The organism is Vibrio sp. 2134-1 (genome assembly GCF_033339495.1).
Genome location: NZ_JAWOUS010000002.1, coordinates 166,130 through 178,500 on the forward strand (window position 1 = coordinate 166,130; position 12,371 = coordinate 178,500).

The window sequence follows — 12,371 nt, forward strand, 5'->3', positions numbered from 1 at the left end:
ACGCCTCATTAAAATAGGAGTAGTAACATGGCGACGATGAAAGACATCGCAAAACTGGCAGGGGTTTCCACTTCAACAGTGAGCCATGTTATTAACAAGACGCGTTTTGTGAGCGAAGAGATCTCTGAACGCGTTAACAATGCCGCAAAAGAGCTTAACTACTACGCGCCCTCTGCGTTGGCGCGTAGCCTCAAAGTTAATCGTACCAAAACCATTGGTATGCTCGTGACAACCTCAACCAACCCATTCTTTGGCGAAGTCGTAAAAGGCGTCGAACGCAGCTGCTACCAAAAAGGCTACAGCCTCATTTTATGTAACACCGAGGGTGATAACGAACGTATGCGTCAATCCATTAATACGCTATTGCAAAAGCGTGTCGATGGTTTGATCTTGATGTGCTCGTCGCTAGAAGGAGAGCGTATCGATGTATTTGAGCGTTACCCAGATATCCCAGTTGTGGTAATGGACTGGGGGCCGATGCTATTTACAAGCGATAAAATCCAAGACAACTCACTTCGTGGCGGTTACTTAGCGGCGAAATACTTAATTGATTGCGGCCATACCGAAATTGGGTGCATCACAGGCCCTTTGATTAAACACCAAGCGCAAATGCGATACGAAGGTTATAAGCGAGCAATGAACGAATCTGGCTTGGAATTTAATGCCAATTGGATCATTGAGTCTGACTTCGAATGTGAGGGTGGGTATCAAGCGTTCAAAAAAATGGCTCAGCGTGGCGCATTACCTAGCTCGATTTTCGTCTCTAACGATATGATGGCGATGGGGGTGATTAACGCCGCAAATGAGCTCGATATTAAAGTGCCGGACGACCTGTCCATTATTGGTTACGATGACATCCATATCGCGAAATTTATGTCGCCATCGCTAACTACCATTCATCAGCCTAAGTACCGTTTGGGGCAGGCTGCCGTTGAGACTCTTGTCCGAAAGTTGGATGAAAAGTCAACAGAGGCACAGGTCGTACAATTAGAACCGACTCTAGTGGAACGGAAAAGCGTCAAGAGGTTAAAGTCAAACGTCACTGAATGACGTGTGATGTTGAGCTAAAAAATTAAAAAAGTCGTTTCTCTTTATACGATAAAGCCTTACTATCGTCGTTGATTATAAATAAAACTATTAATTGTTGTCTGGCGGATTAGTTAAATGTTATCAAAAGGTTACGCTAAGTTATCTGTAAAACACCCTTGGTTTCACCGAGTTAATGTTATTACAGTTGTATTGATTTTTTTTGTGAGCTGCTATCAGCTACTGGTTAATGAAGCATTTGAGTACGCAATTGGCTTTATTATTACACTTTTGGCGTCAGCTTTATTTGCATCAGCTTCTGCATTCAAAAAACGCTATCTAGGCTTGGATTCATAGGCACGTCTATTTCCAACATCGTTCAATAGCATCATTTATTGCTTTCAAGTAAACATTGAACTGAATTATGATCGAGTGCATCAAGAGGAGGACAAATGTCCTCCTTTTTGTTGGGGATCACGCTCTAATATAAGCGTATTCCAAACAAAATAATAAAGGACATGTTATGGACCTCTTTGCCTTACTCGATATTAATAATACTCTCGTTAACATTCCGATTGGCGACGGCTACGCAATGAGCTGGATCGAAGCTTTCGGTACCGTTTTTGGACTGCTTTGCATTTGGTTTGCCAGCCAAGAAAAAACCATCAACTACTTATTCGGTTTGCTGAATGTCACGCTTTTTGCCGTTATCTTTTTTCAAATTCAGTTATACGGATTATTGCTTCTTCAATTATTTTTCTTCTGTGCGAACATTTACGGCTGGTATGCGTGGACTCGTCCAAACGCACAAGGTGAAACGCTGGAGGTTCGCTGGTTAAATAAACGGAAACTTATTACTACTGCCTCTATTAGCGTTGCATGTATCGCATTATTAACGATCTATATCGACCCATTTTTCTTTGCGCTAGCAAACATTGCTGTTGATAGCTTGAATCTCTTTGGTGCTGGCTTGGCTGAACCGGTGCTTGAACCTGACGCGTTCCCGTTCTGGGATGCAACCATGACAGTACTTTCTGTTGTTGCACAAATTCTGATGACACGTAAATACGTCGAAAACTGGATTCTATGGGTTGTGATTAACATTATCAGTGTGGGTATCTACGCGACGCAAGGTGTTTACGCAATGTCTGTTCAGTACGCGATTCTTATGTTCATCGCTGCCAATGGCACGCGTGAGTGGGCTCGTAGCGCTAAGCGCAATGGCGATAAAACCTTAGCGCACGCTGCTGTGTAAGGAACGAAAAATGGCCAAACAACCTCATATCGGAGTGGATGAAACACAAATCTCTCCTCTCGTTATTGTATGCGGCGAGCCAGATCGAGCGAATCGTATCGCGGCATTATTTGATGATGCAGAAATGGTGTCGGAAAACCGCGAGTACCGTGTGTTTACCGGCAACTACAAAGGCAAGCCTGTTTCAGTGTGTAGTACAGGTATAGGTGCGCCATCGATGATCATCGCAGTGGAAGAGCTAAAACAGTGCGGTGTGACTCATGTGGTACGTGTTGGATCGGCGGGGGCAATGCAATCAGGCATTCACCTTGGCGAGTTGATCATTGCCGAAGGCGCGGTAAGAGATGAGGGCGGCTCTAAAGCGTATGTCGATTCGTCTTATCCAGCCTACGCAAGCTTTTCACTGTTAAAGGAAGTTGAGCGTTACTTGTCGATGCAAAAAGTGCATTATCATTTTGGTGTGGTGCGTTCTCACGACAGTTTCTATACCGATGACGAAGATGCAATATGCCAACATTGGAACAAGAAAGGCATCTTAGGTGCCGATATGGAAACCTCTGCGCTGTTTACGGTCGGTCGACTACGAGGCCTTCATGTGGCTTCGATATTAAACAACGTGGTGCTGTATCAACAAGATGTGAAAGAAGGTGTTGGTCAGTACGTTGATGAAGCCAAAGTAATGATGCAAGGTGAGAAGAGTGCCGCGATTACGGCATTAGAAGCCTTGGTTGCTCAGCGTTAGCCAGTCTCTATCTCAGTAAGTCACATAAACAGAATAGATGTAAAGCGACAGGTCACTGTCGCTTTTTTATTTGGAGTTACGGGGTACAATCCACCTTAAATAGTTGTCCGTAACTTTTTCTGAGAGAGCAGAAAATGAAAATCAGCCCTTATCCGACTGGTCGCTTCAAAACATACCTTGAAGAAAAGAGTGCCACCTTTCGCGATTTGATTTATCAATGCCAAATAAATTCGCGTTACTTTGATGCTGGGGAAGCAATTCTCCGCCAAGGTGAGCAACTTCAGTACTTGTATGTTGTGCCAGTAGGTCGAGTCTCGATGAACATATTGGCCGCAAATGGACGACGTTTTCAATTAGGGGAAGCTAACTGCGACTATCATATTTATGGTGAAATGGAGTTCTTCACTCAGACTCCTTGTCAATGGAATGTGATAGCAGATGAACATATGCAGGTTGATGTTATCTGTATCCAAAAACTAACCGAAGCACTGCAAAATCATCCCCAAATGATGGTGTTCTTCGCTTCAGCATTGGCTGAGGATTATCAAGACTCCATGGATATCTACACTAATCGTTTGTTGCATCCCATTACTTACAACATTGCCTATGATCTTCTCGTCCGTAATCAGACGGATAAGCTGCTTGGTGGTTTTGATAAAGTGAACCAAGAGGCTGAGCGGTTTGGTACCTCAGGCCGAGTCTATCGACGTGCAGTTAAGGACTTGATTGAAAAGGGATTGATTACAAAAACGGACAACGGTTTGGAGATTATTGATGAGCTGGCACTCAAAGCGTTTATTGAAGCGCATGAATGATACGCCCAGGTATTGGAACTGATGGGTTTTATAAGTCTTTGATATATCTAAGTCTTGAGTAAACGTAACTAATGTAAAGTACCTTAAATTTTGTTGAATGCATTAAAGAGTAGCGTTATATTGCGAACGCGTATGATAATAGATCTCATTAAGGCTTAACAAAATGAAAAAATTCGTCGGTGCGGCTATGCTGTCGTTATTTACTGTTTCTCCTTCTTTCGCTGCTAAAGTTGTGATTGACCACTACATGGGTCAAACAGAGCTAGAACAATCCCCAGAGCGTGTGGTTGTGATTGGCTTTGGCCCGCTAGATGCGCTGGACAACTTTGGTATCGATCCTGTTGCAGTATCTAACTCGTCTAATCTTCCTAGTTACCTTTCAAAATACAGCAAAGATAACTACACCTCTGCGGGTAGTTTGTTTGAACCTGATTTTGAAACCATCTACATGCAAAAACCGGATTTGATTTTGGTTGGCCCGCGAGCGTCTGCGAAATATGAAGAGCTGAGTGAAATTGCCCCTACAGTTGTTTTTGCGGCGAAAGAGAACCAAGGCTATTGGGAAGGCACGCAAGCGCAATGGCGCAATATTGGTAAGATCTTCAATATCGAAGAAAAAGTAGAGCAGAAAATTGAAGCGCTAGATGCTCAATTCAAAGCAATCCGTGACTACAACCAATCGAACAAAAATGATGCACTAACGATTTTGAGCATGGGTGACAACATCAGCGCGTTTGGTGCCCAGTCGCGATTTGGCGTCATTTATAACGACTTTGGCTTCTTGGAAACGGTTGAGCACGTGAAAACGGGCACTCACGGAGATGTCATTTCTTATGAGTTTATTCGTGAAGCTAACCCGAAAAATATTCTCGTGGTTGACCGAAATTCTCTGACAGGTACGCCGGATAACGATATTCGTAAATCCATGGATAACGACTTAGTCAAAGCGACCGCAGCATATAAAAATCACAAAATCACTTATTTAGATGTGGACGCGTGGTATTTGTCGATGTCTGGTGTGACAGCAACAAAAAAAATGGTCAGTGAGATAAAGCAAACCGTTGAACTGTAATCCAAGATAGCAGAGGTTAACTTTGAAGAAGTTATTGCTAACCCTTGTGGTTTTAAGCACGGTTTCGTTATTTGTTGGGGTGGCAAACATGACGCCCCAACAACTCTTTTCAGGTGATGAGAAAGCATTAGAGCTTTTCTTTACCAGCCGTATACCACGTTTATTTGCCATACTGCTTGCTGGTGCTGGCTTGAGTATTGCGGGTCTTGTCATGCAGCAAATCAGCCAGAACCGATTTGCGGCACCTTCTACAACTGGTACGATCGAATGTGCCATGTTGGGCTACGTACTGAGCGTGGTTTTCTTTGGTAATGATAATCACCTTTGGCTCGTATTTGGCATCTCGGTATTTGGGACGCTAGCGTTTGTTTTCTTTATTCAGCGCATTCAATTTAAGAGCGTGGTTTTTGTGCCTCTTGTCGGGATTATTTTCGGCAATGTCATCCAATCCATGACTACGTTTATCGCGTACAAATATGATGCACTTCAAAGTCTGAATGCTTGGACAGTCGCAAACTTCGCTAACATCTTGCGTGGTGATTTTGAACTGCTGTACATCGCGGTACCAATGGTTATCCTCAGCTATCTTTTTGCCGCAAGGATCTCTGCCGTAGGTATCGGAAAAGATTTCGCGATTAACTTGGGTTTGAATTATCAGCAGGTTGTGACGATTGGCGTGCTATTGGTGTCCATCATGTCAGCAAGTGTCGTGATGATTGTTGGCCAGTTGCCATTCTTAGGGCTGATTGTGCCGAATCTCGTGAGTCACTTTTATGGCGATAATCTCAAAAAGAACATTCCGCTTACGGCCATGTATGGGGCGATTTTAGTGTTGTGTTGCGACTTGGTGAGTCGTTTAATTATTTTCCCTCATGAAATGCCAATCTCTATCGTGATCAGCATATTGGGTGGCGTGGTATTCATCGCTATGTTGTTGCGAGGTAAGCAACATGCGTGATTCAACGAAAATCCTGCTGCTAGGTGGCATTGCGATTCTTTTCGCGTGTCTGTTTATTGGTATTGGGCTAACGGCTGACAACTACCAATATTTTTTGTCTCGTAGAGTTCCTAAAGTATTGGCGATAGTGCTAGCGGGTGTGGCCATTGCTCAGTCTTCACTTGTATTTCAAACCATTACGCACAACCGAATTTTAACGCCAAGTATCATGGGTTTTGATGCGCTGTATGTGTTAACCCAAATTTTGATCGTGTTGATTTTTGGTGGGTTGAGTACCTTAGTTCTTAACTTGTACGTCAATTTCGCGATTGCAGTAATTGTAATGGTGTCGTTTTCGCTACTGCTGTTTGGGTTTTACTTTTCAAAAGGCAGCAAGAACTTGATTACGTTGCTATTGGTCGGCTTGATCTTTGGTCAGCTATTTTCCAATGCGGCGTCATTCTTTTCTTTGCTGATGGACCCAAACACATATGCAATTGTTCAGTCGAAACTGTACGCCAGTTTCAATAATGTCAAAGTGAACTTGGTTTACTTTAGTGCTCCGGCTTTAATGTTTGCATGTTGGTTGTTGTTTAGGATGCATCGCACTTTAGATGTGTTTTGGCTCGACCAAGACAATGCGAAAAGCTTGGGTGTTGATGTACCTAAAGTGACGAGAAATGTGTTTATTATCTCGGCGGTTTTGATTGCTATTTCTACGGCTTTGGTAGGGCCAATCATGTTCTTTGGTTTACTAGTGACCAACTTAAGCCGGGAAATGTTCCGAAGTTACCAACATAAAACGCTATTGGTCGGATGTTCGTTTCTATCCATCAGTTCACTACTTGCTGGGCAATGGATAATCGAAAACGTGTTCAGTTTTGAGACGACGTTGAGTGTCGTAATTAACTTTATCGGCGGTGCATATTTCTTATACCTGCTGCTGAAAAACAAAGTTGTATAAATATGATAGTAATAGACAAATTAACGAAGGCTTTCGGTTCAAACAAAGTCGTAGACGAGGCCAATACTCAGTTTGAAAAGGGCAAGGTAACATCGATTATCGGTCCAAATGGCGCGGGAAAGAGCACGCTGTTATCTATGGCCTCACGCTTAACGGAGCGAGATGGCGGTAGTGTTATCATTGATTGCAAGGAAATCGCGGAATGGGACACAAAAGAGCTAGCGAAAAAACTGGCAGTACTTCGCCAAGCTAACTCGATTACAATGCGGTTTACCGTAAAAGAGTTAGTCTCTTTTGGTCGTTTCCCATACTCTAAAGGAAATCTGACTAAAGAAGATCATGAGGTCATAGAACAAGCGATCGACTACTTAGATTTGCAAGATATTCAAGACAAATACTTGGATGAATTAAGTGGTGGTCAGCGACAGCTTGCATTTATTGCTATGGTGATTGCACAAGATACAGATTATGTCTTTCTTGATGAACCTCTTAATAACTTAGATATCAAACACTCTCTTCAGATCATGAAAGTTGTGCAGCAGTTAGCCCATGACATGAATAAAGCCATGGTGGTCGTGATTCATGATATTAATTTCGCGGCGTGTTACTCAGATGTCATATTGGCGCTTAAGAAAGGTAAAGTTGTGGCGAGTGGTGCGGTTGAAGATGTTATTCAAGCGTCTACGCTAGAGGACATCTATGAAACGCCATTTAACATCATAGAGTTAAACGGTAAGCGCATGTGTACTTATCATTAAGCGAGCTAGTTCGTTTTTAACGAGATCAATAGATAGGCGGGCTTACTTGGTGAGCTCGTCTATGATTGGGCATCGGCTCTCTGCATCTCCAGGACAAGAAGAAACCCAACCTTCAAGTTGCGTTTTGATCTCCATGAGGTGTGCAATTTTTTCTTCAACCTCTCTCAGTTTGTCCATGGTTCTTGCTTTTACTTCGCTACTTTTGCGATTGGGGTTATGAGCAAGTTGTACGAACTCTTTGCATTCTTGCAACGAAAAGCCTGCGCTTTTTGCGCGTGATACCAAGTTAAGCTCTTGAATATGATTATCTGAATATTCGCGATAGCCAGAGTCGCTACGCGCTGGTGGAGATATGATCCCTTTGTCTTCATATAATCGAATCGACTTAGATGAAAGCCCAGTGAGCTTCGCGACGGCACCAATATTCATGTTTAACCTCCATAACGTTTAAGGCGAGTATATACCGATGTTGTGGATAAGACACTCCTAAATAACAGTCTGTTACCTAGAGTCCCCTTACTCTTTAATCACTTCATGTGGTGGCACACCAAATGCCTTTTTAAAGGCATAAGTGAAGTTAGAAGGGTGGTGGTATCCGGCTTCATAGGCGGCTTCTGTTATCGTCACTAGGCCACGTTCCAAATGTTGCCTAGCAATCTCAAGACGTCGAAAACGAATGTAGCCGTTTATGGTCATATTAAGTGATTGTTTAAATCGGCGCTGCAGGTTTGAAACACTCATTGAGAATTGGCTCGCCAACTTTTCCAAGCGTAGTTCTTGATCAAGGTGAGTTTCAATATAGCTGACAATATCCTCAATCCGACCATCAATGTGTCGTTCAATACTGCTGTTTTTAGCACTGAAATTCTTAGGAATTTGCTTGGTGGCTTGATGTAATATTTGATAGATCAAGCTTTCGACCTCTAGCTTCTCTTGAAACTCTTGCGGTGTTTCTATATTTGTTAACGTTTCAGCCAGTTCGCATAGCGTCTGGGTAAGCTCCAACTGTTGAAACGCCTGATGAGAGTTAAAAAAGGCTCGATGACTACAATTTTGCTCAAGGCGGGCCTCTAGCCATTGGGGCTTAACCAATATGTTGATCTTATTAATGAGGTTATCTTTGAGCAGTGAACGACGAAAATTTGCAGGTTTGAGTAAGTTCACCACTACACCCTTAGGGCCGTCGCTCGCGTCTAAATCAAATTGCAAATCGTCGTAGCCAAACGAGAGTCTACCTTCTAAAAGAATAGTGACCAGCAGTGAGGCGTGTGCAGTAGAAACAATATTCGAATCAATAAGTTCTAGACAACGCCCGCCATGAACAAAAATTTGATCATTGTACTGATATGATAGGAACTTACCTTCGGCCAGTTGAGTTTGACAAGGTTGGCCTTGCGTGACAATCCATTGTTTCTCTGTCGCCTCTAGTCTTTGGGTTAAAGCTATCTTGGCAATTTTAGTTCGTTTTGTTGTGACTTCCTGCATTTGACACTTCCTCATAACACTTGTGCGATTTCGCATAACCAAATCGCCTTTGTATTTATAAAACTCATGCTTATTATACCTGAGAATTATTATCATTAATATTTAGGAATGAAGTTATGGAAAGCCCTGCTTGTTCACCTATCAAGCTTTCAAGCCTTTGCCTTGCAGTGGGAATGGCGCTATCAACCCCTGTTTTAGCTCAAGATACTGAGTCACATTTTGAAGAGGTCGTTGTATGGGGAACGAAAGTTTCCAGCAACACTGAGTCGATGTTTGCGGACGACATGTCACTGAAGCAAGCCGATCATATGTCTGATTTACTGCGCGATATTCCCGGTGTGGATGTTGGTGGAACACACTCTGTGAATCAACGTATTACGATTCGTGGTTTGAGCGAAACCGATTTGGACATTCGTCTTGACGGTGCTTCTCAGCATGCGAGCATGTTCCATCATATTGGTAACTTGACGTTGAACCCTGACATTCTCAAATCTGCGGACATTCAGGTAGGTAATAACTCTGTGACTCAAAACGGGTTAGGCGGTTCGGTCTACTTTGAAACGAAAGACGCTCGTGACTTACTTCGTTACGATGAAAAGTTTGGTGCGCGTGTTTATGGCGGCTATGCATCCAACGACAACCAACAAGGTTCGTTGACACTGTACGGACTTTTGTCCGAAAACATTGATGCGATGGTCTATGGCCATTACGTTACGCGTGATGATTTTGAAGATGGTGATGGCAATAAAACCTATGGTGCTGCAGGTGATGTTTACAACATTCTGGCTAAGCTGGGGTATGAACTAAATGACATCCATCGTTTTGAGCTCTCTTATGACATGTACCGAGACAGTGGAGATTACAGTCCGCGTCCTGATATGTCTGGTAGTGCAAATAATAGCCTGTCGAGCAAGTTACTTATCCCTACGGATTATGACCGCGATACCGTTACTTTGAGTTACGAGTTGCGAGGCGAACAACACCAAGGAAACGTCACTCTTTATAATACCGAGACAGAAATTAAACGTGACGAAACGGTGATGGCCCCTCGTTGGCCCTCGAACCGTTTATCAAAGAACACCGCCAAAAACCAAAACTTTGGTTTGAATGGCAAATTCCAGTCAGATGTTATGTTAGGTGAGTTTGATAATCGAGTCACTTATGGCTTCGACTACATGGATAAAACGTCTTCGAGTTACTACGGTAGTCGTAAGTTTATGGACGAATCGGCGATTTCAACCGCACTGTTTGTAGAAGATCAGTTCTTCTTCTCTGATGCCTTCTTTATTACCGCAGGTATGCGCTTTGATGATTACAAACGCAAAGCTGAGACAGGAACCAGTAATTATGATGATGTGACTTGGGCTCTAGCTGCAGAGTGGGCGGTGACTCAAGATTGGACGTTGTTTGCGAGTGCACGTTCTCTATTTAAAGGTCCAGAGCTAATGGAAACCTTTATTGCTTACCAAGACGTTGCATTTTTAGAGGATGGGCTAAAGCCAGAAACGGGATTGAACACGCAGGGTGGTGTTCGTTTTGATAAAACCTTTGATAAGCATTTCTTTGGGGCGAATATTACGGTATTCCAAACGGAAATTGATGATTACATTGCAGATCAGTACCAAAACGCGACTCAAACTTACCTGATTTACAACTTAGGTGATGTTGAGATTAAAGGCTTTGAGGCAAGTGCTTCTTATGGTTACGACAAGTTTAACAGCAAACTTTCTTACTCTAAGTCGGACACCAAAAACAAGAATACTGGTGGTGCTGTTGCTGGGGGCAATGGGCGTAGCATTGATATGGGTGATAGCATTGCTCTAACTTTGGATTACCAGTCAGACGCTTTAGAAACGATCTTCGGGTGGAACTCAATGTTTGTTCTAGAGGAAGACAACGTCTTTGATGGTCAGCCAAAGAAAGCAAGTTATGATGTACATAATCTATACGCTCAATGGGTGCCGTCTGATATTGATGGACTGTCGGTGACCTTTGGTATTGATAATGTATTTGACGAGTTGTACAGCTCTCACGCGTCTCGTTCTGGTACTGCACGTGGCTTCACACTTGATGACTACGAGCCGGGTCGCAACTTCAAGCTCTCTGCAGCTTATCAATTCTAACAAGGTTCTTCATAGGACGTTTCAAAGTAACGAGTAAGTTCATGATTAAAGAAAGCACCCGAATAGATAGCGAACACGCTGACAAATACTTAGTGACGCTTTGTCGGCATTTTGGACGAAAAGTTCCTGCTACTTGGAATGAAAATAGCGGTTTGGTGACATTTCCGACGGGAAAAGCTGAGTTTAACCTTTGTGCATCTAGCTTAACTATAACCTGTGAGGCGGATTCAGAAGAGAAACTGAATACGGTGAAGGCGATCATTTCATCGCATGTGGACATGTTTTCTCGTCGAGAAACATTAGCACTTAGCTGGGTTCGTTAGCGCTCGTTTAAGGATGCTGTGATAGAAAGGGAATGTTAAAAGCAAAAGCCCGCAATCTTATGATTTGCGGGCTTTTATTGTTTGAATGCTATTGCGCTTTCTCAGGCTCTAGGCTTTTTTTTTCCTGCTGCATTTTTGCTAGGAAGTAGATGTTAACGCAAGCTATAAAACCGTTAGTTAGTACTACAGGCCAAGAATCAATCATTAGTCCGTAAGCAGTAAATAGCGCACAACCAATAAAGTTAAGGATACGAAGCTTAACAATATCTTTCATAGTTAGCGAAATAGCGACCATGATTGAAGCTGCATAACCTAAAATCTCAACCATATTCATGTCCATTTTTTGACCCTCTTAAAATCTGCCGAATTTTGTCGGTACCAATTCTTCTCATCTTGAGATTAATGAGGAAGCTCCATGCCTCGAATGGTCTTTTTTTGTTGTATGGACGCACTATATCAATGGAAAAACCGTGATAAAAGCCTCAAATCAAGGTTAAGAGAAGGTTAGCGATTACGCAAACGTTTAGGGCTGGAATTACTGATAATTTTACTTATTGTGTTGATTGATAATAACGATGACATTAATAGCTCAAACACCATTGAAAGTAAGGGAATATTTACATATGATTGAAAATGATAATTATTTTCAAGTGCTGTATTTATGTATTTTATTATTAGCTTGCTCGTGTTTTTTTTGCTGTATATCAGAACAAAACCGAACTCGTGGTGTGCGGGGATTCATATCGTAAGCCACTTTTTTATCGTTGCATTTTGTCCTGCAATTTATGTTGTTCAATATTTAATCGTTACGTTTTTTTCGTCACCGATATTGATTAAGCTGTCATCACGATCCGGTGTATACAACATTCTC

13 protein-coding genes are annotated in these 12,371 nt (G+C 42.6%); 10 read left to right on the forward strand and 3 right to left on the reverse strand.

Annotated features, from left to right (window positions below):
• Positions 1-27 precede the first annotated feature (27 nt).
• The 8 genes from R7R78_RS03140 to vctC all read left to right on the forward strand — a co-directional run bounded on the left by R7R78_RS03140 (position 28) and on the right by vctC (position 7,569).
• On the forward strand, positions 28-1,050 hold the full coding sequence (locus tag R7R78_RS03140) for a substrate-binding domain-containing protein (RefSeq protein WP_213972718.1): 1,023 nt from the start codon (positions 28-30) through the stop codon (positions 1,048-1,050).
• Between the two features lie 499 nt (positions 1,051-1,549).
• The gene (gene pnuC, locus R7R78_RS03145; protein WP_225473020.1) at positions 1,550-2,281 is read left to right on the forward strand and encodes a nicotinamide riboside transporter PnuC; all 732 of its coding nucleotides are present in this window, start codon (positions 1,550-1,552) and stop codon (positions 2,279-2,281) included.
• 10 nt (positions 2,282-2,291) lie between these two features.
• Positions 2,292-3,023: a nucleoside phosphorylase gene (locus R7R78_RS03150; protein ID WP_064354716.1), complete on the forward strand. Its 732-nt coding sequence runs from the start codon at positions 2,292-2,294 to the stop codon at positions 3,021-3,023.
• Between the two features lie 134 nt (positions 3,024-3,157).
• Complete coding sequence (locus R7R78_RS03155; protein ID WP_005382613.1) at positions 3,158-3,838, forward strand: Crp/Fnr family transcriptional regulator; 681 nt, start codon at positions 3,158-3,160, stop codon at positions 3,836-3,838.
• A 163-nt stretch (positions 3,839-4,001) separates the two neighbouring features.
• Positions 4,002-4,910 (forward strand): siderophore ABC transporter substrate-binding protein, encoded by a 909-nt coding sequence (locus tag R7R78_RS03160; RefSeq protein ID WP_318070171.1) that lies wholly within the window; start codon positions 4,002-4,004, stop codon positions 4,908-4,910.
• 22 nt (positions 4,911-4,932) lie between these two features.
• A complete protein-coding gene (vctD, locus tag R7R78_RS03165; RefSeq protein WP_017820306.1) occupies positions 4,933-5,868 on the forward strand; it encodes an iron chelate uptake ABC transporter permease subunit VctD in 936 nt (311 codons plus the stop codon).
• A complete protein-coding gene (gene vctG, locus R7R78_RS03170; RefSeq protein WP_005376631.1) occupies positions 5,861-6,811 on the forward strand; it encodes an iron chelate uptake ABC transporter permease subunit VctG in 951 nt (316 codons plus the stop codon). Before vctD ends, vctG begins: the two co-directional genes overlap by 8 nt.
• A 2-nt stretch (positions 6,812-6,813) precedes the next feature.
• Positions 6,814-7,569 (forward strand): iron chelate ABC transporter ATP-binding protein VctC, encoded by a 756-nt coding sequence (vctC, locus tag R7R78_RS03175; RefSeq protein ID WP_025767868.1) that lies wholly within the window; start codon positions 6,814-6,816, stop codon positions 7,567-7,569.
• 42 nt (positions 7,570-7,611) lie between these two features.
• Here vctC and cueR read toward each other — a convergent pair whose 3' ends face one another.
• Positions 7,612-7,998 carry a Cu(I)-responsive transcriptional regulator gene (gene cueR, locus R7R78_RS03180; RefSeq protein ID WP_005376627.1) on the reverse strand — a complete coding sequence of 129 codons (387 nt, stop codon included), beginning with the start codon at positions 7,996-7,998 and terminating at the stop codon, positions 7,612-7,614.
• Between the two features lie 87 nt (positions 7,999-8,085).
• Positions 8,086-9,054 carry a helix-turn-helix domain-containing protein gene (locus R7R78_RS03185; protein WP_213866754.1) on the reverse strand — a complete coding sequence of 323 codons (969 nt, stop codon included), beginning with the start codon at positions 9,052-9,054 and terminating at the stop codon, positions 8,086-8,088.
• Between the two features lie 116 nt (positions 9,055-9,170).
• Between R7R78_RS03185 and R7R78_RS03190 the strand changes: the two genes are divergently transcribed.
• Together R7R78_RS03190 and R7R78_RS03195 are read left to right on the forward strand one after the other, a co-directional pair.
• Positions 9,171-11,177 (forward strand): TonB-dependent siderophore receptor, encoded by a 2,007-nt coding sequence (locus R7R78_RS03190; protein WP_225473021.1) that lies wholly within the window; start codon positions 9,171-9,173, stop codon positions 11,175-11,177.
• A 41-nt stretch (positions 11,178-11,218) separates the two neighbouring features.
• A complete protein-coding gene (locus R7R78_RS03195; RefSeq protein ID WP_005376622.1) occupies positions 11,219-11,500 on the forward strand; it encodes a DUF2218 domain-containing protein in 282 nt (93 codons plus the stop codon).
• A gap of 88 nt (positions 11,501-11,588) precedes the next feature.
• On the opposite strand, the gene R7R78_RS03200 is transcribed toward R7R78_RS03195, so the two are convergent.
• Complete coding sequence (locus R7R78_RS03200) at positions 11,589-11,840, reverse strand: YgjV family protein (RefSeq protein ID WP_005376619.1); 252 nt, start codon at positions 11,838-11,840, stop codon at positions 11,589-11,591.
• Positions 11,841-12,371: the final 531 nt, after the last annotated feature.

What these genes read in the sequence shown, in the direction of transcription:
- R7R78_RS03195 (WP_005376622.1), top strand. Translation starts at nt 11,219, where the DNA reads ATGATTAAAGAAAGCACCCGAATAGATAGCGAACACGCTGACAAATAC.
- R7R78_RS03160 (WP_318070171.1), top strand. Translation starts at nt 4,002, where the DNA reads ATGAAAAAATTCGTCGGTGCGGCTATGCTGTCGTTATTTACTGTTTCT.
- R7R78_RS03190 (WP_225473021.1), top strand. Translation starts at nt 9,171, where the DNA reads ATGGAAAGCCCTGCTTGTTCACCTATCAAGCTTTCAAGCCTTTGCCTT.
- R7R78_RS03150 (WP_064354716.1), top strand. Translation starts at nt 2,292, where the DNA reads ATGGCCAAACAACCTCATATCGGAGTGGATGAAACACAAATCTCTCCT.
- R7R78_RS03140 (WP_213972718.1), top strand. Translation starts at nt 28, where the DNA reads ATGGCGACGATGAAAGACATCGCAAAACTGGCAGGGGTTTCCACTTCA.
- R7R78_RS03155 (WP_005382613.1), top strand. Translation starts at nt 3,158, where the DNA reads ATGAAAATCAGCCCTTATCCGACTGGTCGCTTCAAAACATACCTTGAA.
- cueR (WP_005376627.1), bottom strand. Translation starts at nt 7,998, where the DNA reads ATGAATATTGGTGCCGTCGCGAAGCTCACTGGGCTTTCATCTAAGTCG.
- vctC (WP_025767868.1), top strand. Translation starts at nt 6,814, where the DNA reads ATGATAGTAATAGACAAATTAACGAAGGCTTTCGGTTCAAACAAAGTC.
- pnuC (WP_225473020.1), top strand. Translation starts at nt 1,550, where the DNA reads ATGGACCTCTTTGCCTTACTCGATATTAATAATACTCTCGTTAACATT.
- R7R78_RS03200 (WP_005376619.1), bottom strand. Translation starts at nt 11,840, where the DNA reads ATGGACATGAATATGGTTGAGATTTTAGGTTATGCAGCTTCAATCATG.
- vctG (WP_005376631.1), top strand. Translation starts at nt 5,861, where the DNA reads ATGCGTGATTCAACGAAAATCCTGCTGCTAGGTGGCATTGCGATTCTT.
- R7R78_RS03185 (WP_213866754.1), bottom strand. Translation starts at nt 9,054, where the DNA reads ATGCAGGAAGTCACAACAAAACGAACTAAAATTGCCAAGATAGCTTTA.